21 protein-coding genes and 1 pseudogene are annotated in these 24216 nt (G+C 62.6%); 10 read left to right on the forward strand and 12 right to left on the reverse strand.

All coding sequences use genetic code 11. The features are described from left to right. The first annotated feature begins 219 nt into the window (after nucleotides 1–219). Nucleotides 220–1158, forward strand: a complete 939-nt coding sequence (locus P3T24_RS15845; RefSeq protein WP_429435903.1) for an aldo/keto reductase — start codon at nucleotides 220–222, stop codon at nucleotides 1156–1158. 32 nt (nucleotides 1159–1190) lie between these two features. Here P3T24_RS15845 and P3T24_RS15850 read toward each other — a convergent pair whose 3' ends face one another. After that, the gene (locus tag P3T24_RS15850) at nucleotides 1191–1730 is read right to left on the reverse strand and encodes a YbaK/EbsC family protein (protein WP_074266127.1); all 540 of its coding nucleotides are present in this window, start codon (nucleotides 1728–1730) and stop codon (nucleotides 1191–1193) included. A 172-nt stretch (nucleotides 1731–1902) separates the two neighbouring features. Between P3T24_RS15850 and P3T24_RS15855 the strand changes: the two genes are divergently transcribed. Beyond that, nucleotides 1903–2763: an alpha/beta hydrolase gene (locus P3T24_RS15855; RefSeq protein WP_429435905.1), complete on the forward strand. Its 861-nt coding sequence runs from the start codon at nucleotides 1903–1905 to the stop codon at nucleotides 2761–2763. A gap of 70 nt (nucleotides 2764–2833) precedes the next feature. Here the strand turns inward: P3T24_RS15855 and P3T24_RS15860 are convergent, their stop codons facing one another. The 3 genes from P3T24_RS15860 to P3T24_RS15870 all read right to left on the reverse strand — a co-directional run bounded on the left by P3T24_RS15860 (nucleotide 2834) and on the right by P3T24_RS15870 (nucleotide 3831). Then, nucleotides 2834–3136 (reverse strand): DUF4148 domain-containing protein, encoded by a 303-nt coding sequence (locus P3T24_RS15860; RefSeq protein ID WP_429407736.1) that lies wholly within the window; start codon nucleotides 3134–3136, stop codon nucleotides 2834–2836. A 164-nt stretch (nucleotides 3137–3300) separates the two neighbouring features. After that, on the reverse strand, nucleotides 3301–3561 hold the full coding sequence (locus P3T24_RS15865; protein ID WP_429435907.1) for a hypothetical protein: 261 nt from the start codon (nucleotides 3559–3561) through the stop codon (nucleotides 3301–3303). Between the two features lie 72 nt (nucleotides 3562–3633). Next, complete coding sequence (locus tag P3T24_RS15870) at nucleotides 3634–3831, reverse strand: hypothetical protein (RefSeq protein WP_429435910.1); 198 nt, start codon at nucleotides 3829–3831, stop codon at nucleotides 3634–3636. Here P3T24_RS15870 and P3T24_RS15875 point away from each other — a divergent pair. After that, the gene (locus P3T24_RS15875) at nucleotides 3815–4267 is read left to right on the forward strand and encodes a hypothetical protein (protein WP_429287501.1); all 453 of its coding nucleotides are present in this window, start codon (nucleotides 3815–3817) and stop codon (nucleotides 4265–4267) included. The two genes, P3T24_RS15870 and P3T24_RS15875, sit on opposite strands and share 17 nt — an antisense overlap. 90 nt (nucleotides 4268–4357) lie before the next feature. On the opposite strand, the gene P3T24_RS15880 is transcribed toward P3T24_RS15875, so the two are convergent. Continuing rightward, nucleotides 4358–7894 (reverse strand): ABC transporter ATP-binding protein, encoded by a 3537-nt coding sequence (locus P3T24_RS15880; RefSeq protein ID WP_429435913.1) that lies wholly within the window; start codon nucleotides 7892–7894, stop codon nucleotides 4358–4360. Nucleotides 7895–8022: 128 nt separating this feature from the next. Here P3T24_RS15880 and P3T24_RS15885 point away from each other — a divergent pair, with 128 nt between their 5' ends. After that, nucleotides 8023–8934, forward strand: coding sequence for a LysR family transcriptional regulator (locus P3T24_RS15885; RefSeq protein WP_074265155.1), 912 nt, complete (start codon nucleotides 8023–8025; stop codon nucleotides 8932–8934). A gap of 13 nt (nucleotides 8935–8947) precedes the next feature. Here the strand turns inward: P3T24_RS15885 and P3T24_RS15890 are convergent, their stop codons facing one another. Continuing rightward, nucleotides 8948–10444, reverse strand: a complete 1497-nt coding sequence (locus P3T24_RS15890) for a M81 family metallopeptidase (protein WP_429435916.1) — start codon at nucleotides 10442–10444, stop codon at nucleotides 8948–8950. Nucleotides 10445–10489: 45 nt separating this feature from the next. Beyond that, the gene (locus P3T24_RS15895; protein ID WP_074265157.1) at nucleotides 10490–11803 is read right to left on the reverse strand and encodes an MFS transporter; all 1314 of its coding nucleotides are present in this window, start codon (nucleotides 11801–11803) and stop codon (nucleotides 10490–10492) included. 135 nt (nucleotides 11804–11938) lie between these two features. Here P3T24_RS15895 and P3T24_RS15900 point away from each other — a divergent pair, with 135 nt between their 5' ends. Beyond that, nucleotides 11939–12874, forward strand: coding sequence for a LysR family transcriptional regulator (locus P3T24_RS15900; RefSeq protein WP_074265158.1), 936 nt, complete (start codon nucleotides 11939–11941; stop codon nucleotides 12872–12874). 24 nt (nucleotides 12875–12898) lie between these two features. Here P3T24_RS15900 and P3T24_RS15905 read toward each other — a convergent pair whose 3' ends face one another. The 3 genes from P3T24_RS15905 to P3T24_RS15915 form a co-directional block, all read right to left on the reverse strand. Further along, nucleotides 12899–13441 carry a GNAT family N-acetyltransferase gene (locus P3T24_RS15905; RefSeq protein WP_429435919.1) on the reverse strand — a complete coding sequence of 181 codons (543 nt, stop codon included), beginning with the start codon at nucleotides 13439–13441 and terminating at the stop codon, nucleotides 12899–12901. A gap of 115 nt (nucleotides 13442–13556) precedes the next feature. Next, a complete protein-coding gene (locus P3T24_RS15910; RefSeq protein ID WP_429435922.1) occupies nucleotides 13557–14357 on the reverse strand; it encodes a phosphodiesterase in 801 nt (266 codons plus the stop codon). Nucleotides 14358–14528: 171 nt separating this feature from the next. Then, complete coding sequence (locus P3T24_RS15915) at nucleotides 14529–15419, reverse strand: LysR family transcriptional regulator (protein WP_429435925.1); 891 nt, start codon at nucleotides 15417–15419, stop codon at nucleotides 14529–14531. Nucleotides 15420–15541: 122 nt separating this feature from the next. Here P3T24_RS15915 and P3T24_RS15920 point away from each other — a divergent pair, with 122 nt between their 5' ends. Together P3T24_RS15920 and P3T24_RS15925 are read left to right on the forward strand one after the other, a co-directional pair. Beyond that, nucleotides 15542–16282, forward strand: a complete 741-nt coding sequence (locus P3T24_RS15920) for an SDR family NAD(P)-dependent oxidoreductase (RefSeq protein WP_429435927.1) — start codon at nucleotides 15542–15544, stop codon at nucleotides 16280–16282. 48 nt (nucleotides 16283–16330) lie between these two features. Further along, nucleotides 16331–16924: pseudogene (locus P3T24_RS15925) on the forward strand (NADPH-dependent F420 reductase). Here P3T24_RS15925 and P3T24_RS15930 read toward each other — a convergent pair. After that, on the reverse strand, nucleotides 16893–18551 hold the full coding sequence (locus P3T24_RS15930; RefSeq protein ID WP_429435930.1) for a tetratricopeptide repeat protein: 1659 nt from the start codon (nucleotides 18549–18551) through the stop codon (nucleotides 16893–16895). The pseudogene P3T24_RS15925 and the gene P3T24_RS15930 sit on opposite strands and share 32 nt — an antisense overlap. Before the next feature lie 238 nt (nucleotides 18552–18789). Between P3T24_RS15930 and P3T24_RS15935 the strand changes: the two genes are divergently transcribed. Genes P3T24_RS15935 through P3T24_RS15945 form a run of 3 tightly spaced genes read left to right on the forward strand, consistent with a single transcriptional unit; the run spans nucleotide 18790 to nucleotide 22876 of the window. Continuing rightward, nucleotides 18790–20160 (forward strand): cytochrome c, encoded by a 1371-nt coding sequence (locus P3T24_RS15935; protein WP_429435933.1) that lies wholly within the window; start codon nucleotides 18790–18792, stop codon nucleotides 20158–20160. Beyond that, nucleotides 20157–20612, forward strand: coding sequence for a (2Fe-2S)-binding protein (locus P3T24_RS15940; protein WP_074265166.1), 456 nt, complete (start codon nucleotides 20157–20159; stop codon nucleotides 20610–20612). The genes P3T24_RS15935 and P3T24_RS15940 overlap by 4 nt, the downstream gene beginning before the upstream one ends. Further along, nucleotides 20609–22876, forward strand: a complete 2268-nt coding sequence (locus tag P3T24_RS15945; protein ID WP_429435935.1) for a molybdopterin cofactor-binding domain-containing protein — start codon at nucleotides 20609–20611, stop codon at nucleotides 22874–22876. The genes P3T24_RS15940 and P3T24_RS15945 overlap by 4 nt, the downstream gene beginning before the upstream one ends. A gap of 83 nt (nucleotides 22877–22959) precedes the next feature. Here the strand turns inward: P3T24_RS15945 and P3T24_RS15950 are convergent, their stop codons facing one another. Next, the gene (locus tag P3T24_RS15950) at nucleotides 22960–24054 is read right to left on the reverse strand and encodes a porin (protein ID WP_074265168.1); all 1095 of its coding nucleotides are present in this window, start codon (nucleotides 24052–24054) and stop codon (nucleotides 22960–22962) included. Nucleotides 24055–24216 lie beyond the last annotated feature (162 nt).

Genomic DNA, 24216 nt, shown 5'->3' on the forward strand with positions numbered 1-24216 from the left:
GACAAAGTTCTCCACAGAAACCGTTCATAAGGATGTGGACAACTACCGGGCAAACTTCGCAAGCCGTTGATGTGGTGGAGGATTTATGAGGCGCGTGGAGGTTGCGCAGGTGCCGCGCGCACGGGCACCTCCCGTCATGGGCGGCCGTTTCGTGAGAGCATCAGGTATGGCGTCGCGCAACTTACCGTGCGAACGACGCCCGGACGCAAGGAGGCAGGCGTGACCCCAGCACGAACGACCCCACACCCAACCCGCCGCACCCTGCTGCGCCTCGCCGCAGGCACCATCCTGACCGCGCCGCTTAGCACCCTGCTCAAAGCGCAACCCACCCCATCCATGCATACACGCCCAATCCCCAGCACCGGCGAACCACTCCCCGTCGTCGGCTGCGGCACATGGCGCACCTTCGACGTCGGCGACGACCTCACCGCCCAGGCACGGCTAGCCGAAGTGCTCCGCATACTGTTCGCCGCCGGCGGCTCCGTCATCGATTCATCGCCCATGTACGGCACCTCCGAGGCGGTAACCGGCACCTTGCTGACCCAACTCGCCGCCCACCAGAAAGCGTTCGTCGCCACCAAGGTATGGACGCAAGGCCGCGAAGCAGGCATTGCGCAAATGGAAGAGTCGATGCGGCGCCTGCAGCAGCCGCATATAGACCTGATGCAGATTCACAACCTGCTCGACTGGCGCACGCAACTGGCAACGCTGCGCGACTGGAAAGCCAGCGGACGGATCCGTTATCTCGGCATCACACACTACACCTCAGGTGCGTTCGACGAAGTCGAGGCCATCATGCGCAGCGAGAAACTCGATTTCGTGCAAATCGATTATTCGGCAGACGATCGCGCCGCTGAAGAACGCATCCTGCCGTTGGCAGCCGAGCGAGGCATAGGTGTGGTGATCAATCAGCCGTTCGGCGGCGGCAGCCTGCTCGCGCAACTGCACGGGCGCCCATTGCCGGGATGGGCCGCGCAAATCGGCTGCACCTCATGGGCCCAGGTTCTGCTCAAGTTCGTGCTGGCGCATCCGGCGGTGACCTGCGTGATCCCCGGCACTGGACGCCCCGAATACATGATTGACAACGTGCACGCCGGTATCGGTGACTATCCCGACCAGGCGCTGCGCAGACAGATCGTCGCCGCGCTCATCTCGTGAGCACGTAACCACGCAGCCGCAGCCAACGGCGCCTACTCCGCAGGCAACGTCAACTGCGCAACCTCGCAGTTTGGCAAACCGCGCAACACCGCTGGCGGCAACAACAGCTTGGCCACGCGCACACCGGCGCCCATCACGACCTGCTCACGCTCCATCACCGCAGCATCGACGAGAATGCGCCAGTCGTCAGGCACTCCAAACGCCGTGATGCCGCCGAATTCCATGCCGCTGTGTTCGACCGCAACCTCCCGCCTGGCGAACGAGAGCCGCTGCGCGCCGAGGTGTGCCTTGACCGCACCGTTGATATCGAGCCGCAACGAGCCGAGCGTCACAATCGCAGCATAGTGCTCGCCGCCATCCTTCCTGTAGCGAATCACGATGGTATTCGCGCAGTCTTCCAGGCCGAAACCATAACGCTCGCTGAACGCGGCCGTATCCGAGGCGTCGTCGCTGACGGCGAATACGACGACACCATTAGGTGGCAAATGAGCGATGACCTGCGCCGGCAGATGATCGGCGAGCTGATCGGCTTCGATAATGTCCAGCTTCTGAAGAGATTCGTGTGAGTGCATGATAGGCGGGCTGATTGTCTTGAGTCTATTTTGCGCCAGATTGCCATACACTGAAAATATGGCAACCGTCGTTCACATGTATTTTCAATTTGGCGCGCTGTCTCGTATCCTCGCATGTGTCATCCACGGGATGGCAAGGAAGTCCTGAAGATACCCGACCTAGAGGCTTTGCGTGTTCTCACATCAAACTGGCCGCCTTCGCTCGGCCCTCGTTGCTGCCGTTCTCTGCACGCTGTCCGTTGCCGCTGATGCATCCACCTTCGAGACCCATCACCCCCACCCGGCGAACGAGGAGGCCATCAGCGCAGCGTCGCAAGGCGGTGTCCTCGTGCGGGACCTGCCGCTTGCAGACGGTGGCTTTCAGCGGGTCCTATACGACGCACCGCCCTCGGAACCGCGCGGCATCATCGTGATGTTTCCGGGCGGCGCAGACGACATCGGCATCGAGAAAGATGGCGTGATCAAACACGGCGACAATTTCGTCGTTCGCTCGCGGGACCTATGGAAAGCCAAGGGTTATGGCGTCGTGCTGGTGGACGCGATCGACCATGAGTCGATGCGCGGCAAGCGCAGCACCGCTGCCTACGCTGAAGTAACGCGGGAGATCGTGGCCTTCGCTCATGAGCAGGCCAACGTCCCCGTCTGGGTGATGGGCACGAGCCAGGGGTCGATTGCAGCGATGAACGCGGCTTCACACGAGAAAGGCTCGCGACTTGCGGGCGTGATCCTGACCGAATCGGTGTCGATCCTCGGCGCCTCGCACGAGACCGTCTTCGACGCGCATCCCGATGACGTGCACGTACCCGCGCTCGTGGTCGCGAACAAGGACGATCAGTGCTGGGTCGCACCACCTTCGATGGCCGACGCGATTGCAAAGTCGATGCGCAATACGCACAGCACCGTGATATTCGTGCAAGGGGGCACGGCGCATTCGTCGAACCAGTGTGCCTCGCTGTCACCACACGGCTACTACGGGATCGAGGGCGAGGTGGTCGACGCCATCGCTGGCTGGATGGAGCACGCAGGCGCCTGACACGAACGCGGTAAGCGCGCGCAGGCATCGAACGCCTGGCGCGACGCCCTTACCCGCAGCCTGAAACGAATCAGCTGTTCGACGGCGGTACCGCCGTGGCGTTCTGATCTGGTTTGCAGTCCGTAGCGTACTTCGCCATCAAACGCGCCCGCGCATCGGTGATATCGAGGGAATAGTTGTCAGTCGAAGGCCGGTACCCGACGGACTCCAGTTCGCGCAGTTCCCGGATCATGTCGCGGTGCGTCACCTCTCCCTGCGTGTGCTTGAATGGATACGAGTTGCACTCGTGCGGCGTGAGCTGGCCTGAGGCCATCGCGCAGGCGCTGGCCATCATCAGCCCGAGGGGCAATGCGTACTTCAACGGGGTCTTCATGGTGTCTTCCTCCAGTGTCTAATATTGCCCTGCGGCAAGACGGCCTGTGTCGCGATGGAATTGGACCGTTGCCGAAGTTGCGTATTCAGAATAGGCAGGAAGAGGTGTCGTTCCGGCTTCGGACACGTGAAGGTTTTTTCACGCTGTGATATAGATCGCGAACCTCAGGTGAACAGCCGGTCGATCACGATGCCGTCGTCCTTGCCGACCTCCGTCCGCCCTTTCTCGCTTGCCTCTGATCTGAACCACTCCAGATACCCTTCCACCACGTCGTTATCGAGCACCTGACAAGCTTTCGATTGGTAAGCCCGCTGGCGGAACGTGGTACCGTTACACCGCATCCTGCGGCGCAAGAAGCCGGCATGAAACGTTTCCGGTGCCGTCAGGATGGAATTGACATTTCGAACCTGCATTTCAGGGGTCAAGCGCGAGACGTATCGATGCTGCGTCTTTCGTGGACCGGAAACGCATATAGATAGGGGGGCACTAATGTTTTATCAGTCCAGTGATCGTTCTTCCGTAGCACGGCGATCCGCAGCAATCGCGGTCGTACTAGGTCTGTCCTCGTGGCTTTCAATCTGCGCCGCGGCCGACAGCACGGCTTCGGAACCGGCAGCCGCTTCGGCAGCGGCCGTCAGTTCACAAAGCGACAAAACCGTTGACCACGCAAACGGCACCGTGAGTTTCATCGACAAGAAGAATTCGATCATTGTCGTGACGCTCAAAAGCGGCCGCGAACTGAGTCTGAACGCGAAGGACCATAGCGACGTGCTCGACCGGGTTAGCGTAGGCAACAAAGTCGCCATCGCCTATCTGGAGCCGTACGTCACCGCGCTTACTCCCATGAAGGGTGCCAAACTCACGCGCTTGACGCACAGCGTCAAGGTGACCCAATCGGCAGCCGATTCCGGCCAGGACGGTTTTCGCGCAGTGCGAACCTATGACGGGGTGGTGGAAGTCACGGCGATCAACAGCAAGCTGAATCTCCTGACCATTGCCGACCGGACCGGCACGGCGCAGTCCGTGAAGGTGAGCCAGCCGGATCTCGTCACCGTGATGAATTCATTGGCGCGCCACGAGCACGTCCAGTTGACTTACGAGTCTGCCTTCAAGGTATCTATAACGCATTAAGGCCGGACGCGCGCCCGTTTGCGGGCGCGCGTCGCTGGCCACCGCCCTACACCGCTGTACTGGCATCCTGATGCCAGCGCATACGTCCAATTAAGCGGCCACCACGCCCGACTGGTGCGCGACGAGCCTTGCATAGGCACCGCGCGCAGCCAGCAGTTCGTCATGACTACCGGCCTCGACCACGCGTCCGCCATCCATCACGAGAATGGTGTCCGCGTTCTGAATGGTCGACAGACGATGCGCGATGATGATGGAGGTACGGTGCGCCATCAGCTCTTCCAGCGCCGCGCGGATCTGCTGCTCGCTGATCGTGTCCAGATGCGAAGTCGCCTCGTCCATGATCAGGATCGGCGCGTCCTTGAGGAATGCCCGCGCAATCGCCACCCGCTGACGTTGACCGCCAGACAGCTGCACGCCGCGTTCGCCCACCCGGGTTGCAAGTCCCTCCGGCAAGCGGTCCACGAACTCGCTCAGCGCTGCCCGATCCAGTGCGCGGCGCACATCCTCGTCGGATACGTCGCGTCCCGCGAGACGGATGTTCGCCTCCAGCGTGTCGTTGAACAGATAGGTGTCCTGCGCCACCAGCGCAATGTGGCTGCGCAGATCGTCAAGGCGCAGCTGGCGTAAATCGGTGCCGCCCAGCTTGATTGCGCCTTGCTGCGGATCCCAGAAACGCAACAGCAGATTCGCTACCGTCGACTTGCCTGCCCCCGATGCACCCACCAGCGCCACAGTGCTGCCCGGACGTACGGCGAAGCTCACGCGGTCCAGCGCCGGCACGCTGCGTCCCGGGTACGAGAACGTCAACGCTTCGATGTGGATGGGCGGGTTCGCCGGCACCGGGAGGTCGCCGTCGGTCACCGGTTCGTTCTCGCTTTCGACTACATGCAAGCGGCGCGTGGAGGCGATCGTATCGGCCAACTGACGCGCCACCTGACCGATCTCGGCGACAGGCATGAAGGCGGCCACGGCTACCAGCACCAGCAACGGCAGCCACTCGTGGGCAAACCAGCCGCGCGAAGCAAGCACGGCGCCCAGCAAGGCCACGGCGAGTCCACCGAGGCCGGTCGCGATTTCCAGCGCGGCGCTCTGACGCGACAGATCGTCAAGCAGAGCGGAGCGCTGTTTCTGGTAAGCCTGAAGGTCCGCGAGAAACACTGCGCGGCGGCGCCCCGTGGCCTGGAAAGCGGCGAGTTCGGCGAGGCCCTGGATCGTCTCCGTGAGATGCGCGCCAAGCTGTCCTAATGCAGCGCGTGCCTCGCCACCGAGACGGTCGATCTTGCTGCGCGCGAAGACCGGAGTGAGACCGGCCCACGCAAGGAAAGGCAGCAGCACGAGCGCGAGCGGCCAGGCCGCCCATGCGAGCAATGCGAGCACGCCAGCGGGAATCAACACTGCGACGAATGCCGGTGCCACGGTATGGGCATAGAAATATTCGACGGTCTCCACGTCCTGAGTGGCCAGCGCCACCAGGTCGCCGGAACGGCGACGCAGCAGATACGCGGGCGCGAGACGCTCCAGCTTCGCAAACAAGGCAATGCGCATTTCCGCCAGCAGACGATAAGCCATGTCATGGGCGAGCCAGGATTCCAGCCAGTGAAGCGTCGCCGCAACTGGCGCAGCAATTAGCAGTCCGATGGTCAACGCGAGGACTGGCCGCCCCGAAGAGACGCCGGCCACAACCAGCGCAGCCAGCACGCCAACCCCGATGAAGCTCAGGACACGGCCGATGCCGCACAGCACGGTCAGCGTCAGCTTCGTGCGCCATGGTCGAACGAAGCGCAACAAGGTCCGCAATGTATCGCCCCAACCGATCGCCGCGGCATCCTCGGCGAGCGCTCGCACTTGCGGCCCCGACGAAACTGCCGCGGTCCGTACCCGCTCGATCACAGCCGGCGCTTCGCCTCTCGCTGAGACCTGCGGTCCCATCAGACGGCGATACGCCCCCGGACGATCGATCAACTCGGCATGCGTGCCGCTCTGCACCACGCGCCCCTGCTCCAGCACGAGAATCCGGTCGGCGCCGATCACGCTCGACAACCGGTGCGCGAGAATCAGCGTCGTGCGACCGCGCATCAAGCGGTCGAGCGCTTGCTGGATGACCGCTTCGTTCTCCGCATCGACTGCGGAAAGCGCCTCGTCGAGTACGAGGATCGGCGCGTCGCGCAGCAACGCCCGGGCAATCGCGATGCGCTGGCGCTGTCCGCCGGAGAGGGTGGCGCCGTGCTCTCCGATGCGCGTCGCGTAACCGTCGGGTAGCGCGCTAATGAAGTCGTGGATATTGGCCGCAGTCGCTGCGGCGATCATGTCCGCGTCGCTGGCATCGTGCCGGCCGAGCCGCAGGTTATCGGCGATCGTGCCGTCGAACAGCGTGGTGTCCTGAGCGACGATCGCAATCATGCCGCGCACCTGGTCGGGATTCAGCGTGCGAATGTCGTGACCGCCGATGCTGATTGTGCCGGCCTGTGCATCGTGCTGGCGTAACAGCAGGCGCAGGATGGTCGATTTCCCCGCCCCGCTCGGCCCGACGATGCCCACCGTTTCGCCGGCGGCAATCGTAAAGCTCAGCCCGGCGTGGGCATCGGCTCGGCGGCCCGGATAGGCAAAGCCGACGCTGTCGAATGCAATGCTGGGCGTCAGGTCCGGGACCTGCGCGCCGAGCGCAGCCGGAGCATCGCTACGGGCCTCCAGCAACGTGTGGATAGCGTTCGCCGCCGACTGTCCGATCATGCCCGAGTGCAGCACCGACCGCAGATCGCGCAGCGGACGGAAGATCTCCGTGCCGGCCATCAGGATGATCAGCAAGGCTTCAAGGCTCATCTCGCCGTGACGCACCCGCCAGGCGCCTACCGCGATGGCAGCCGCCGCGCCCAGCCCGGTGCCGAGATCGGTAAAGAAGCGGGTCAGCAGACCCAGGGCGAGCACCCAGAACGTGCTTCCGGACAAGGCTCGCGCGTGACCCGCGAGCTTTTGCGCGAAGGCACCGCTCTGGCCGAATGCCTTGAGTGTGGGCAGACCTTGCACCGCATCGAGGAACTCTTCGCCGAACGCCTTGAACGCCGCCGCGCGAGCGATGGCCGCGCGCTTGTCGGCGTTGTGGACCAGCATCGGCAGTGCGAGCGTCGCGAGCGCGGCGACCAGCAGCACGGCGGCGGTGGGCACGTCCCACCAGGCCAGCACCGCGAAGATCACCACCGGCGCGCAAGCTGCGATAACGAGTTGCGGCACATAAGCGCCGAAGAAAGTCTGCAACTGCTCCACGCCGTCGATGACGGCAAGCATCACGCCACCGGTGCGTTCGGCGCCGAACCAGGCGGGGCCAAGCTCGGCGATGCGGTCGAACAGGCGTGCGCGCAGCACCGACTGCACTCGTCCAGCCGTGCCCTGGGCCAGCACGACGCGGCGATGATCGAGTGCGGCCCGCAGCAGCATGCAGGCCACCGTAGCGGCTGCGGCGAGCGCAATCTGTTGCAGTGGTGCACCTTTGAACGCGAGCGCGAGAACCCGGCCGAGAAAGACGAAGCGCATCACGCCAAAGCCCATAGCGAGCAAGCCCAGCACCACCGCGCCGGCCACGCGTAACCGCAGCCCCGCCATCATCATCCATAACCTGCTATCGAAATACATCCGTTTCTCCGGTCGGTTCAGCGCAACGTTGCTTTTTATATTCGGGTTTATGCGACGTTACCAAGCGCCGGACCGGCAGGCAAAAGATGGTTTTTCAAGGGGTGTTGAATATCCTACAATACCCTCCTATGTCCAATATCCCTCCACTGTCGGCGTTGCGTGCGTTCGAGGCGGCGGTTCGGCTCGGCGGCTTTGCCCGCGCGGCGGTCGAACTGAGCGTGTCGACCAGCGCCGTGAGCCACCAGATCCGCAGCCTGGAAGAATCGCTGGGCACCCGTCTGCTCGAACGCAGCACGGGGCTGGGGGGAATTCGCCTGACACCGGCAGGTTCGAACCTGATGCCCTCGGTCAGCAACGCACTGGCGCTGCTCGAGGACGCCTGTTCGCAGATCAAGGGGGTCTCCAGACGACTGACCGTCTCTGCTAACGCATCGTTTTCGACAATGTGGCTGGCGCGCCGTCTCGCCGAGTTTTCTTCCAGCCATCCTGATGCCCCGCTGAACGCCATCATTCAGGATGGCGAACCAGAATTCGCCCGCCACAGCATCGACCTCGCCATCCTGCACGTATCCGAACGCGCCCTACGTCCCGATGACATCGTGCTGTTCCGCGAAGAGGTGTTTCCGGTCTGCAGTCCCGATCTGTATGAGTTCGCCTCCACGAGAGTTTGCCGTTGCCGTCTGCTGCAGGAAACGCACGAGGATTTCCCTGAGATCGATTGGCGCAACTGGTCAGCGGAGTTCGGGCTGCCTGGCGATTTCGAAACCAAAATCGTCCGCTATAGCAGCTTCAGTCAGGTGCTGAGTGCTGCCGTCGGCGGTGCGGGACTCGCGCTTGGGCGCTCGCCGCTGATCGACGCGGAATTGCGCAGCGGACGTGTGGTGCGGCTGTTTCCCGACCGCTCCCGGCCGGCGTCGTGGTGCTTCGTTCTGCGGCGCGGACCGACGCGCCGGCATCGCAAGCTCGACGCGTTAATCGAGTTTCTCTGCTCGGAGGCGACCGTGCCTCCGATGCACACGCTGGTTGCGGCGAGAGCATAGGCTCAAGGCGCCCTCAGCTGCCAAACGACTTTCCCATAGGCCGAATCCTGATACCTCGCGCGAGCCGCTTCCATGGCAAGTCGGCGGGATCTGCCGTCATTGGACCCGGCGCCTTCGCGACCAGCACCGTGTGCGCGATCGGCTGGAAGTCGGCCCGAAAATGCACGGAGCTCTTGTTCACCAGTATTTTCATTTGCTCCGGTTCGATACCCGCGACCCGATAGAGATTGCGATCGAGCATCTGCGCCTTGGTCGAACTCACGGCGATGCGCACGCCCCCTATCTTCAGGCAGGCCACCGGGCCCAGCTCTACCTGCATGCCGTGCATCATCGGACCATCGTAGCGGCAGCGGCCGTCGGAAAGCGCGACGACTTCGAATGTGCCAATGAAAGGCGCATCGCCCGGCGTTCCCGAGCGGCCTCCCAGCGCCAGCTCCAGCGTTGCGCCCACGCCCGCTGCGTGTGCCTGCGCGGCCGCCTCAGGGTCCCAGATCAGGCCGAGCGCGGCATCCTGTGCGCCGTTGTCGAGCAGCGCGCGCAGCATGCCGGTCGTGTTCGAATCGGCGCCGGCGCCGGGGTTATCCTGCGTGTCCGCGATCACCACGGGCTTCTGCACCGTTGCACTGAGGCGGATCGCTTCAGCCACGGCAGCGTCGGGAGACAGGAACGGCACCGCCCATTGCGCTTCGTTGCGCAGCATCGTGTCGTACAACGAATCGACAGCGTCGCGCATCGCTGAGGCCTCCTCACCATAGCCCCAGATGACAGGCCCGCATTCCGGAAAATCAGCGGCGGGAAAGCCCGGCGCGAACGACAGCGAGACGACCGGTCCCTGCTCCAGCGTGCCGAGCGCTTCGTACATCGAGCGAGCCGGTTCGAGCATCGTGCACATGCCATTGATCGGAATCAGGAACGGCAGACGACGGGCGGCTCGTGCAAGTGGCTTGCGCTCGTCGAGCAAGCGCACCAGCAGGCGCTCGGCCCGCGCGCCCGTGTCGGCCATGTCGACATGCGGATAAGTCCGGTAGGCGACGAGCGCATCGGCGCTGGCAAGCATGCGCTCGGTCACGTTCGCATGAAGGTCGAGCGAAGCGACGACCGGCACAGACGGACCGACCTTGGCACGGATGCGTGCGAGCAGTTCGCCTTCGCCGTCGTCCACATGCTGCGCCACCATCGCACCATGCAAGTCGAGGTAGATCGCGTCGAAGCCGCCCTCGCCCGCTGCCGCCACGATCTCACCGACGATGCGTTCATAGGCGTCTTCCGTCACCTGCGCGGAAGGACTCGCGGCGGTCCAGATGATGGGCAGCAGCGTGTGCCCTTGCCGCTCGCTGGCCTGGATAAAGCCGCCGATCGGCAGGTTGACATCGCGTATCGCGAGCACAGCGTCGCCTCGCGCCATCGGCGGATGACCCTCGCCACGTACGAAGCTTTCGTAGGTCGCCGGGGACGGCGCAAACGTGTTGGTTTCGTGCTGGAAGCCAGCAATCAGGATCTTGTATGCCAAGTTCGTACTCTCCATTAAAGACAGCGCACCAGCGTGTGCAAGGGATCAGGCCCGGGCACGCTGAGCGACGACCTCCGTGCGCGACGGCAAGCGGATCGCCAGCAGCAGGCCCGCGCCGAGCGCCAGCAACGCGACCATCACATACAGGCCAGCCTGCAGGCTGCCGGTCGCGGTCTTGGCCCAGCCGATGATGGTCGGGCTCAAAAAGCCGCCGAGCAAGCCGATCGTATTGATCAAGGCAATACCGCCCGCGGCGACATCGCCTTTCAGATAGTCGGACGGAATGGCCCAGAAAACCGTGTAGGAGACCCACATCGCCGCCGTGGCGATGGTCATGAAAATGAGCGACAACGCAAGCTGACCGCTCGCCAGCGTCGCGATAGCCAGTGAGATCGCCGCGACAAGCGCCGGCACCGCGCTGTGCCAGCGGCGTTCGCGATAGCGATCCGAGCTACGTCCTCCTAAATACATGCCGATCACGGCAGCAATGTAGGGAATCGCCGAGTACAGGCCGATCTGCATGGTGTCCGTCACCTTGTCGGCCTTGATGATGGTCGGCAACCAGAAGTTGACCGTATAGATGCCGCAGATCACGCAGAAATAGCCCAGCGCCATCAGGTACACACGGGGGTCGCGAGCCACCTGAGCGAATGAATGATGCGCGGCGGCGGGCGTACCCAGGCTTGCGGTATGCGCCCTCTTCTCTTCCGCCGACAGCCACTTCGCATCGCCCGGCCGGTCGACCAGGAAGAACCACGCCACCACACCGAGCACGATGCAAGGCAAGCCTTCGACGAGAAACATCCATTGCCAGCCGGCGAGCCCGAACGCGCCGGCGAAGGTCGTCATGGTCCACGCCGACAACGGCCCACCCACTACGCCGCTGAGCGGGCCGGCAATCATCACGGTCGCGATCGCGCGCGCCATGCGCTCCTCGCCGTACCAGTAGGTCAGGTAAAAAATCATCCCCGGCGCGAAGCCGGCTTCGAATACGCCAAGCAGAAACCGCAACCCGTAGAACATCGGCACGTTGTGGACGAACAGCATCGATGCGGATGTAAGGCCCCACAGCACCAGAATGCGGCTGATCGTTTTACGCGCGCCCAGTTTCGGCAGCAACAGGTTGCTCGGCACTTCGAACAGCACATAGCCGAGGAAGAAGATGCCCGCGGCGACGCCATAGACCGCGTCCGAAAAGTTCAGATCGGTCTGCATCTGCAGTTTCGCAAAGCCGATGTTGAGGCGGTCGAGACAGGCAAACAGGTAGCAGATCAGCAGAAACGGCAGCAGACGCAGATTGAGCCTGCTGTAGAGCGCCGTGGTCTGGTCTGCGCTCGGATTCGATGGAATGGCGGACACGGACGATCTCCGGAGAAGGGTCGTAGGGGACGGCTGAGGCACCGAATCATGGTCGGCAGCCAAAAACGGGATAGCAAGAGCAACTAATGTGAAGTAACGTTGCTCAATGGGCAACAGTCAGGAAAGGACCCGACAATGCGAGAGATCAATCAGCGCCGGCTACGCTACTTCCATGAAGTGCTGACCCACGGCTCGATCCGCGGCGCCGCGGACCGGCTGAATACGGCGGCTTCGGTGATTACGCGGCAGATCAGGCTGCTGGAGGAGGAAATCGGCGCACCGCTGTTCGAGCGCCGTGCTCGCGGCGTCGCGCCAACCGAAGCGGCGCTGCATCTGGTCGAGTTCTGGCGTGGCTGCCAGGCGCAGCAGGAGCAGTTCGAACAGCGGTTACAAGCACTTCAGGGCTTGCAGCAAGGCCATGTGCGGCTCGCAATAAGCGAAGGGTATATCGACGGCCTGATGGACGAAGTGCTCACCGACTTCTGCGCGCAGTATCCGCAGCTCGACATCACGGTCGACGCGCTGCCCGTCAACGATGTGGTCGGCGAAGTGGTGGAAAGCCGCGCGCACATCGGGCTGGCTTACAACCCGCCGACGCATCCGGACATCGAGTATCGTGCGACGTCGTCACAGCGGGTGGAGTTGCTGGTCCACGCCGGCCATCCGCTCGCGCTGCGTGGCGGACCCGTGAGCGTCAGCGAAATGCTTCAGTGTCCACTCGCGCTGATGCCGCCCGCGTACGGACTGGGCCAGGCCGTGCAAATGCTCGCGTTCGCCGAAAATATCCCCATCCGGGCAACGGTTTCCACCAACTCGCTGGCGGTGATGAAGCGCTTCGTCAAGAAAGGCAATGGCGCGACGCTGATTGGGGGATTCGCGGCAATGCGTGAAATCGCCAGCGGCGAGCTGGTTGCGTTGCCGATCGATCACCCGCTGTTTGCATCGGCGAAGGCTCGTTTGCTGATCCGGGGCGGGCGGCCGTTGAGTGCCGCGGCAGATGAAGTGCTGAAGTGGATGGTGAGCCGGATGTCCATGTTTAATCCGGCGGGTGCGTCAAGAGCTGGGGGCTGAGGCGGTCGCTTTTGCGGCGACGCTTCAGCGGCGAGGCAACGGCTTCCATTCCCGTTTGAGAAGCCCATACACCGAGGAATCCGACACCTCGCCGTCCACGATGCAATCTTCACGCAGCGTGCCTTCGTGCACGAACCCGAGTTTCTCTAGCACGCGGCCCGATGCCGTGTTGCGCGTATCGGTCTCGGCCTGAACACGGTTCAGGTCCAGCGTCTCGAAGGCCCATTGCAACAAAGCGTTCGCTGCTTCAGTGGCGAAGCCCTGGCCCCATGCCACGTCATCGAGGCAATAGCCCATCTTCGCGCTGCGATAGACCGGATCCCATTTGCCCAGAGAGCACCAGCCGATGAACACACCGTCGGCGGCCCTCTCGATGGCCAGCCGCGCGCCGGTGCCTTCCTGCTCAATCTGCCTGCAACCGGCGATAAAGCGCTCCGCTTGTGCGCGATTCTTCCAGGCCGGCGCGTCCCAGTAACGTAGCACGCGCGGGCTGCTTTGCAGCGCGAAGATAGCGTCCGGGCGCAATAGCAGGCGGGCGGTATGCAGCGTCGGGGTTGGCAAGGACATGTGTGAGGTATGTATTCGTCGAGTTCGATGTGCACGGAGTTCTCAAGCCCGAAACTGAAGGTTACTGGCACCTACATGCCAGGCGGCCAGTGGGGGGCCGTCCTTTTAGTGAAGTCTAGGCAAACGGCAGCGGTCCCTCAAAGCGCCCGATGTAGCACAAGTGCGAAACCACGGAGCCCGCCGGGCCTGCCCAGCGATGCAACATAAATGCAGGCGGTTCAAGATAGGACGCCGGCTCGGCGTCCGGTTCGACGCGCAGCGCGATCTGCGTCGTCGTGCTCGGACACGTCAATACGGGCACAGATCCGACGCGCGTCTGCATCGAGCGGTGAACGTGGCCTGCGACGATACGGTCGATATTGCCGTACCGAGACACGAGCTCGGCGAAGGCGCCAACATTTCGCAGGCCGTACTGATCGAGATACGGTATGCCGGTGATGAACGGCGGATGATGCATCGCGATGACGACCGGTCTATGCAAGTTTCCAGCAAGTTCCCGTTCGAGCCACGTGAGCGACGCGTGGCTTAGTTCACCGTGGTGGAGACCCGGCACGCTCGTGTCGAGCGCGAGAATCCGCACTGCGTCCACGTCGATGCCAAAGTGAAGCTCGCCTTCGGCAGGCAACCACAAGTGATCGTCGAAGGCGGCGCGCAAATGGTCCCGGTCATCGTGATTGCCGGGCATGACGGCAAACGCATGCTTTAACGGCGCGAGCAATTCACGCAGCGCCTCATATTCTTCGGGAGATCCCTCGTCCGTCAGATCACCAGTAATCAGCACGAGGTCCGGAACGGGATGCAGCCGGTTGAGCGTCTCGATCGCGCGCGCGAACATCGCATTGGAGTCTACGAGATCCTGGTAGAGCATTCCTCGCGGTCGAACATGAATATCTGAAAGTTGCGCGATCACTGTCATGGATACCCTGCTCTCCGGTCATGGTCTGTTGGAGGAAGACAATTCGATGTTGCGTGAAGGCTAAGCGACCAAAAATCGTTTGTGACAAGCCAGTGCGCGGCAATCCAACGTCCATCGCGACTGCCCACATCCGCAGAGACGACACCCCGCGCTCCGGCTGGTTCCATTGGTCTAAAGTCGCTCCGCCAAAGCCGCAGCAAAAAAATCAGTCGCTCGACGCACGCGTGCAGGCACAAATCGACGCTTCGGCCAGATGAGGCTCACATCCCGGACATCGCTTATAAATTCGTCGAAAATGGTGATCACGTCCGGATCCAGGAGCTCATCGGCAAGAGAGACTTTGGCGAACAGGCCAATTCCAACCCCGGCCAGCACACCCGAGCGAATCGTTTCGACACTGTTGGACGAGAGATTTCCACGGACGGCCACACTGAACCGGCCTTGCGGCCCGACGAACGGCCAGTTCGCCGATTCGATCAGGCCTCCATATAAGAGGCAATTGTGATCGACGAGCTCGGCGGGGGTCTTCGGCATTCCGTGTTGCTCGAAGTAACGACGGGAGCCGACGCATACGAGCGGAGTGCTGGCCACGCGCCTGACCACCGCATCAGGGTCGTCGACCGGGCCCACACGAATCGCCAGATCGATCCGGTCTTCCACCATATCTCGTACGAAGTCCGAAAGAATCAGATCGACCTGAAGGCCCGGGTTCAGCGCCAGCAGGTCGGGGATAAGCGGAAGAATATGTAAACGTCCGAAAGTTCCGGACGCGGCGATCCTGATCAGGCCGGATGCATTGAGCGTGCTGCTGGTCAGTTCGCTATCGGCTTCATCCATCTCGTCGACCAGCGGCTTGGTCCGATCGTAGTATCTCTGCCCCTGGTCCGTCAGCGTCACGCTGCGTGTGCTGCGGTTGAACAACATCACGCCGAGGCGCTTTTCGAGCGCACCGATAGCCTTACTGATGGCGGACTGCGATTCGCCCGTTCGACGCGCCGCGGCGGAAAAGCCTCCCGCTTCGACAACAGCGATGAAGGCGTTCAATTCGTGAAACCGGTCCATTGCATCTCTCCCGTTTAACCCATTCTCTCTGAGAATGGATCTTATGGGAAATCGGCGGATTATCATCGCCGGCGATGACAATTACCATGAACCTGTCAATCACGAACAGGCAGAAGGTTCCGATGTCCACACTTGCAGGCAAGATCGCCGTCATTAGCGGCGCAACGACCGGTATCGGTCTGGCGACGGCCAGGCGCTTTGTCGCTGAAGGCGCTCACGTGTTTATCTTCGGCCGTCGGCAGGCGCAGCTCGACGAGGCCGCCAGACTGATCGGTCGCAACGTGACGGCTATCAAGGCCGACGCTGCGAATCTCGATGACCTCGACCGTGTCGCTGCGGCAGTCAAAGAAGGAAAGGGTGTCGTCGACATCATCGTGTCGAACGCGGGCTTTACGGAGCAGGCTCCGATCGACACCCTCACGCCCGAGCATTTCGACAAGGCGTTCAACCTCATGGCCCGCGGCCCCGTCTTCATGGTGCAGAAGCTGTTGCCGATGATGACAGGCAGCGGATCGATCATTCTGGTCTCGTCAGCCATGCATCAGATGGGTATTCCTGGCCACACCGCTTACGCGGCGACCAAGGCGGCATTGCGTTCCTATGCCCGCACCTGGGCTGCGGAATTCAAGGATCGCGGCATCCGCGTCAACATGCTCAGCCCCGGCGCTACCGACACTCCGATTCTCGATTCGCAGTCGGACACTCGCGAGAATCTCGTGAAGATGTACCAGGGCATGATCCCGCTCGGTCGACTCGCCCAGGCCGAGGAAATTGCCAGCGCGGCTCTATTCCTCGCGTCCGATCAGAGTTCTTACGTGACGGGTTCGGATCTGATGGCCGATGGCGGGATCGGTCAGGTCTGACACCAGAGAAGCGCCGCCAGGGCGCTTCGATACATCAAGGAGATTTCAATGAGCTACGCAATCATCGGGCTTGGCAAGATCGGCACGGCCATCGCCCAGGCATTTTCCCATCAGGACATCGAAGTAATCGTGGCAGGGAGACGACCGGTCGATGCGCTCGCGGCGAAGATCGGTCCGTTACTCGTGCCCCAGTGAATCGAGGACGCGGTCAAGGCGGACGTCGTCATCCTGGCCGTGCCCTTCGGCAATCACCGGGACATCGGGCGGGCTGCCGCCAACTGGGAAGGGAAGATCGTAATCGACGCAATGAACGCGTACGGCGTGCCTCCCGAGGAACTTGGCGGGTTGCCGTCGAGCGCTGCGGTGGCGAAGTCGTTTCCCGGAGCGAAGGTGGTGAAGGCCTTCAACCATCTGCCTGCTGCCACCCTGGCCCAAGGGGCGACGACACGGCAAGGCGGCCGGCGGGTCGTGTTCATCTCCAGCGATCACGACGACGCGAGCACCTCGGTGGCGGCCCTGGTCGATCGCCTGGGCTTCGCCCCCATCGAGCTTGGCAAGATCGGCGAAGGCGGTCTGCTCGTTCAGGCTCGCGGTAATACGTGGGCACAACTCATTTTCCAGGACCTGACAAAGTTCGACTGAGGTCATATTCCGGGAACCGCTCCGCACACGCTTGCCGCACCTGTTCGATAACCGCGGGCCACTGTCCGTCCAAAGGTTGGCGGAACAGACGAATCGTCCCGGGATACCAGGGCGAGTCACTGCGTTCGTGCATCCAGCGCCAGTCGACCTCCTCTGCCGGCAGCATCACCCAGCAAGGCGTTCCCGCTGATGCCGCGAGATGCGCGATCGACGTATCCACGCAGATCACAAGATCGAGTTGCGCGACGATCGCGGCGGTGTCGGCCATATCCGCGATCTCGGAGCCGAGATGCGACAGGGGTTGGTCGACCGGTGGTGCGGCAGCTTCATCCTCGCCCTCCCCCTTCTGCAGACTCACGAAACTGATTCCCGGCACACTCCAGAGCGAAGCCAGCATCGCAAGCGATCGCAGCGAGCGGTGCGCATCGTTCTGATGTTTGGCGTTGCCTTTCCATACGAGACCAATCCTTCGACCCGGCGGCAGCCCCGCGAGGCGCACACGCCAGGATTCGACGAGGGACGGGTCCGGCTTCAGCCGCATAGGAGACGGAATAGTTTCAAGCGTCGTACCCAGATACAGCGGCGCGCTCAAGGGACTCGTCCAGTAGTCGTAACGCGCCGCCTTGGCCCGTCCCGCTTCGTGACTCAGCACCGCATCGACGCCCTCAGCCCTCGCGAAGAGCCGCTGCAGCGCCGGCCCGCAGACAAACGCGACCTCCGCCGCTCCTTGCGCCTTCAGCAGCGAAAAGTAGCGCCCAAAGTGAATCGCATCGCCAAGACCACCTTCCTGCCAGACCAGCAGCCTTTTTCCCGCCAATGCTTCGCCACGCCAGCGCGGACGGCCAATGATCTTCTGCGTCCTGTGCTGGATGGAGTTGGGGTCCTCGTGACGCTCCTCGTATAGCTGCCATCCTTCTTCGAAGCGTCCCATGCTGATCAGCAGTGTGGCCAAGGCAAACTTCGCAACGTGATAATCGCCGCGGATAGCAAGTGCATCGCGGTAGGCATCCTCGGCTTCCGGCAGGCGGCCCAGCTCCTTCAATACATTGCCGAGGTTGCTGTAGCCCATGACAAAGCCCCGGTTCGTTTCGACTGCCCGTTGATACGCTTGTGCAGCTTCGCGCCAACGGCCAAGCGGCCTCAGCACGACGCCCAGGTTGTAATGAAATTCGACGCGGTCAGGGCGAAGCAGCGCCGCCTGCCGATAAGCCGCCTCAGCTTCGGAGAAGCGCCCCTGGTCCTGTAGCAACGAACCAAGCTGGTTGTGGACATCCGCGAGATGGGGACGGACATGCAGCAATTGCCGAAACAGTGCCTCCATCTCAGGCAAGCGGTTTAGCTTCTTCAGCAGCGTGGCGAGGTTTAAGTACGCATCCGCGAAGCCTGGGTTCGCAGCGATCGAACGGCGCCAATACGACTCGGCATCGTCGAACCGGCCCAGACCGAGCGAACTGACCGCTGCGATCTGCAACGCCTCAGCAAGCTGGTGCTCCGCTAACGGCGGCTCCATCTCGAGCAGCGGCGTCACCTTCGCGAGCGCGTCCGTGAATCGTGCTGCGTGGTCCGGATGCGCTGTCGACAAGTCATCGCGCGTGCTGGAGGGATCGCTTGTGGAGGATGAACTCATATCTGTTCAGAGAAATCAGGTCGCGACGCTTCGTGCTCGCAGCGGATAGCGTCCGCAGCGAGATGATAATCCTATCGGCTGCAGGTCGATCGCCTGGCGTATGTCACCTTCGCGTTACCTGCGCGCCATTCTCGTGCCATCATCGGTGTCAAAAGTCCGAACCGCACGCGATGATGTTATTTGTGCGCGGTGTATGTGCTATACATGCCGACGGGTCGAACATAACGACAGAGACGCAATGAAGACGAGGTCGATCGGGTTGTCGGCATGGCTGTGCGTGTTGGCGTGCACCGCGTTCGTCGCGGCGACGTCGTGTTGGTTCGTGCATCCGCTCTTCGCGGCAACGGCTGTCGCGGAAGCGCCCATAGCATCGCCGGCGGCCGATGAAACGGCCACGCTTAAACGCGGCGCGGAACTGGCTGCGATCGGCGACTGCGTCGTGTGTCATACCGCGAAGCATGATGCGCCCTTCGCGGGCGGCCGTCCGCTCGATACGCCGTTCGGTGTGATCTATTCCACCAACATCACGCCCGACCGCCAGACCGGCATCGGCGCCTGGTCCCTCGACGACTTCAAGCAGGCGATGCGGCGCGGTGTCTCCCGCGACGGTCATCTGCTCTATCCAGCCTTTCCGTACCCGCACTTCACACATATGACGGATGCCGACATCGCCGCGGTCTACGCGTATCTGATGTCGCGCGATGCGGTGCAGGCCACCGCGCCTGCCAACCGTCTGATGTTTCCGCTTGGCTTTCGTCCGTTGATCGCGGTATGGAACCTGTTCTTCCTTAACCGAGGCGTCGAACCGGATGGCGCGTCCTTTGCTGCTGCAGCAACGTCAACCTCGACGCCAACCGCATCGCACGAAGAACAGCTATTGCGCGGCCGATATCTGATCGATGGGCCAGCGCATTGCGCAGCGTGCCACACGCCGATGAATCTGCTCGGAGCCGAAAAGCGCGATGAGGCATTCGACGGAAACGTGATCGAAGGCTGGCAAGCACCCGCGCTGACCACTTTGCTGCGCGCGCCTAAGCCGTGGACACACGATCAGTTGACCGCGTATCTCCGTACCGGCCTAGCCGATCAACATGGCGCGTCGGCTGGGCCAATGCGGCCGGTCACGCAGTCGCTAGCGGATGCTTCCGATGCCGACGTCGACGCCATGGCCACCTATCTGCTCTCGCTGCAGACAGCAAGCGCTACAGCATCAACAGACGCGGCACCGCAAGAAGCACAAGCGCAAACGCAAACCACCCCGGCCGACACCATACACGTGCAAAATGGCGCCGTGCTCTTTAGCGCCACGTGCGCATCATGTCACGCAGCCCATGCGCCGATGACGACCTTTGGCGACCGGCCATCGCTCGCGCTGAGCACAGCTGTCAACGCGCAAGACCCACGCAATGCCCTGCGGCTGATTCTCGACGGGATTCCTAACGAACGCGGCACGCGCGGCCCGTACATGCCGGCCTTCGCCGGCACGCTGACCGACGCGCAGATTGCCGATCTCGCCGCGTACCTGCGTGCCAACTTCAGCAGCCAACCCGCATGGAACCTCGACGCAGCCAACGTCGAGAAACTGCGCCAGGAGACCAGCGAACCATGATGACACTCGTCGTGAATGGCGTACCGCATCAGCTCGACATCGATCCATCGACGCCGCTGCTCTACGCCTTGCGCAACCAGCTCGGCCTGCACGGCGCCAAGTTTGGCTGCGGTCTCGGCCAATGCGGTGCGTGCACGGTGATCGTCGGCGACGAGCCGGTGTTCTCGTGTCTGTTGCCCGTCGCAGCGGTCGGCACACGTCCCGTACGCACGATCGAAGGACTTGGTACCGTGGACAAGCCCGGCAAGCTGCAACAGGCGTTTATCGACAGGCAGGCAGCGCAGTGCGGCTACTGCATCGCCGGCATGGTGATGCGGGCTCAGGCGCTGCTCGAACGGGTGCCCTCACCCACCGACGAACAGATCCGCGCACACATGGAGCCGAACCTGTGCCGCTGCGGCACGCATATGCGGATACTCGCCGCGATCCGTGAAGCGGGGCAACACGCATGAGCAACGACGCATCCACCGCACCCGACAGCGTCAGCCGCCGCCGCTTTCTCGCGGCGGGCAGCGTGATGGTCGGCTTCACGCTGCTGCCTGCGGCGCGCGCGCTCGCGCAGACCACCACCACCGAAGCCGGCACCTTCACCGCGTCCGCGCCGAGCCTGCCGGGCAGTCTGAAAACAGCCCCGATGCTCGACGCGTGGGTCAAGATCGATGAGACGGGCCGCATCAGCGTGTTTACCGGCAAGGCGGAACTCGGCACCGGCATTCGCACTGCATTCATGCAGATCGCCGCCGAACAGTTCGGCGTGATGCCCGAACACATCACGCTCGTGACCGCGGACACCCACTCGACGCCGGATGAAGGCTACACCGCAGGCAGCCATTCGACGGCCGACAGCGGCACCGCAATCGCCAACGCCACGGCTCAGGTACGGGCGCTCCTGCTCGAGGCAGCGGCCGCTCGATTGAACGTGGACGTTGCCACGTTGACGACCCACAACGGCGAAATCGTCGCCGCCGATGGCCGTCGTCTCACATTCGGCGAAGCTGTCAGCGGCGTCAATCTGCATCGCAATGCCCAGCCCGGCGTGCCGACCAAAGATCCCAGTACGTATAAGGTGATTGGTCAGTCGTTTCACCGTGTCGACATTCCGGGCAAGGTAACCGGCGCTCCGCGCTATGTGCAGGATATGAAGCTGCCCGGCATGGTGCACGCGCGCGTGGTGCGGCCGCCGTCGTACGGTGCAACGTTGAAGCCGGTAGATGTGACGTCGGTACGGTCGATGCCAGGTGTGATCGCCGTCGTGCAGGACGGCAGTTATCTCGCGGTCGTGGCCGACGATGAATGGCGCGCCATCACCGCCATGCGCGCGCTGACGGAGCTCGCGCAATGGCAAAGCGGGCCGCCGCTACCGGCACAGGCGACGATTCACGAGACGCTGGAGAAACTGCCCGCGCAGGAAATCCCGGTTGCCAACACGCAGGGCGCGGCGCCGCCCGCAGCGCAGACACTGCACGCGCGCTTTACCAAACCGTATCTGACGCACGGTTCGATCGGTCCGTCGTGCGCCGTGGCGTGGCTCAACGATGGACAGATGACGGTCTGGACTCACACGCAAGGTGTCTTCCCAATGCGCAAAGGGCTGGCCGAGATGCTGTCGATGCCGCCTGAGCGCGTGCGCTGCATCCATGTCGAAGGCTCCGGCTGCTACGGACACAACGGTGCCGACGATGTCGCCGCCGACGCCGCGCTGATCGCGCGCGCCGTGCCGGGCAAACCGGTGCGCGTGCAATGGATGCGCGAGCAGGAACACACGTGGGAGCCGTTCGGACCGGCGATGTCGAGCAACATTTCTGCGTCGCTGGATGCGAACGGGCAGATCGTCGACTGGAAGTACGAACTCTGGAGCAACACGCATAACAACCGCATCGAAAATGCCGGGCGCTTCATGCCGACATGGTCCCTTTCGAAACCCTTCACGCCCGCGCCACCGAAGCCGATTCCGATGCCGGAAGGCGGTGGCGACCGCAACAGCATTCCGTTGTATCGCGTGCCCAACCTGTACGTGCAGCATCATTTTTTGCCCGACATGCCGATCCGTGTGTCGGCGATGCGTTCGCTCGGCGCGTATCACAACATCTTTTCGATCGAAAGCTTCATCGACGAACTCGCGCTTGCTGCGCATACCGACCCGGTCGCGTTTCGGCTGAAGCATCTGGACGATCCGCGCGCGCATGCCGTGATCGAGCGCGCGGCGCAACGTTTCGGCTGGCCGCATCTCGCACACTCGGGCGCACCGTCGCGTGGCGTCGGTTTCGCCTTCGCGAAGTACAAGAACCTGATGGCCTACTGTGCACTGGCCATCGAAATCTCGATCGAACGCGAGACCGGTTACGTGACGATAGAACGCGTCGCGAGCGCGCTCGATTGCGGGCAGATCGTGAATCCCGACGGCGTGCGCAATCAGATCGAAGGCGGCATCCTGCAATCGGCCAGTTGGACGCTGTTCGAAGCCACGACCTTCAACGAGCACAACATCACGAGTTTCGACTGGAGCGCCTATCCGATCCTGCGCTTTTCTTCCGTGCCGAAAGTGCTCGATGTCGATCTGATCGACCGGCCGGGCACGCCGTTTCTCGGCGTTGGCGAAGCATCGCAAGGGCCTATGTCAGCGGCACTCGCGAATGCGATTGCCAACGCGACCGGAAAGCGCTTCAGGGATTTGCCTTTATCGCCGGAAAAGTTGCGCGCGGCGTTGCGGGTCTGACACGGGCGTCTTCAAACCAGGGCAATACGCGACGAGCTCGCGCAACCCAAAGAGGCGTTGCGCGAGGTTTTTCAAGCCACCGCTCAGAACACCGTGTGAATACCCACGCGGAACACGGTCTGGCTATTGCTGCTCGAACCGGGACCGGTATCCGTGATGCCGCTGATTTCCGCCGAAGCGCCTTCATTGGCGATCTGATAGATCGAACTCACGTAGACTGTCGTGCGTTTCGAGAGGATATAGAACAGTGTTGCGCCGACCTGATTGGCGTGATTGTTGTCGAGAAACGTATTGCCTTTCAGGTACATGTACTCGCCACTCAACATCCAGGTCGGTGTGAATTGCCAGCGCACGCCCCCTGACATTTCAGCCGCGGCAGCACCGTTACCCATGTTGTGTACGGTCGTGATCAGTCCGTGCAGCGTGATGTTGTCGAACGTGTACAAGGCGCCCACACCCCAGTTGCGTACGCTCACCTGCGGGCCGCCCGTGACCACATACTTCACATCGGTATAGGCCGCACCGAGCTTCAGATTGCCCACCAGGTAGTCAAGCCCGAAGCTCGATGAATTGCCCGTGCCGACCGACCCCGCCACATTACCGAAGCCATACATGGCGCCGACCGTCAAACCGCCCAACGACGGGCTCAGATACTTGACCGTGTTGGCGATCGCCGTGCCCTCGCTGCGATCCCAGTCGAGTTCGCCAGTGGGATTGTTCGGAATGCCGAGACGCTGGAACGGGCCCGCCGGAAAGCCGAAGAAGAAGCCGCCGTCGTCGGCCGTATCGATACCCGACGCCCACAGCGACATCGCCATGAAGTCGTACTGGCTACCCATCGTGAACGTTCCGTAGCGGTCGTCCTGCAAGCCGATATACGACGTCTTCGAGAACAGTTGCTGACCAGGTGTGATGCTGCCCGTGTTGACCGAGAACTGGTCGGTCAACTGAAAGATCGCCCTGAGTCCGCCGCCCAGATCCTCGATACCCTTGATGCCCCACAGGTTCGGCGTGAACACACCGTCATTGGCCTTGACGAGGCCGTGCCCGTGCTCGTTGCTGATATAGCTGACGCCGTTGTCCATCAGGCCAAACAGCGTGACACTACTTTGCGCATACGCGGCACCGGTAAAGGTCAAACCCAGTGCTGCGAAAAGCCCCAACAGTCCTGCTCGCATCCTGCTATCTCCTCGTGTTTTTTTGATGCAACTGCGCCGAACAAACCTGTGTCAGACGGTGTTCGCAAGCTGGCATCCCTACCGCTCGCCGCCACCACCCACGCTAGACGCGCGCCGTCCCCGTCGGCCGGCATCGCTCCGCACCGCTCGCCTGACGTTCCT

Source organism: Paraburkholderia sp. GAS33 (genome assembly GCF_050436645.1).
Taxonomy (GTDB): Bacteria; Pseudomonadota; Gammaproteobacteria; order Burkholderiales; family Burkholderiaceae; genus Paraburkholderia; species Paraburkholderia phenazinium_B.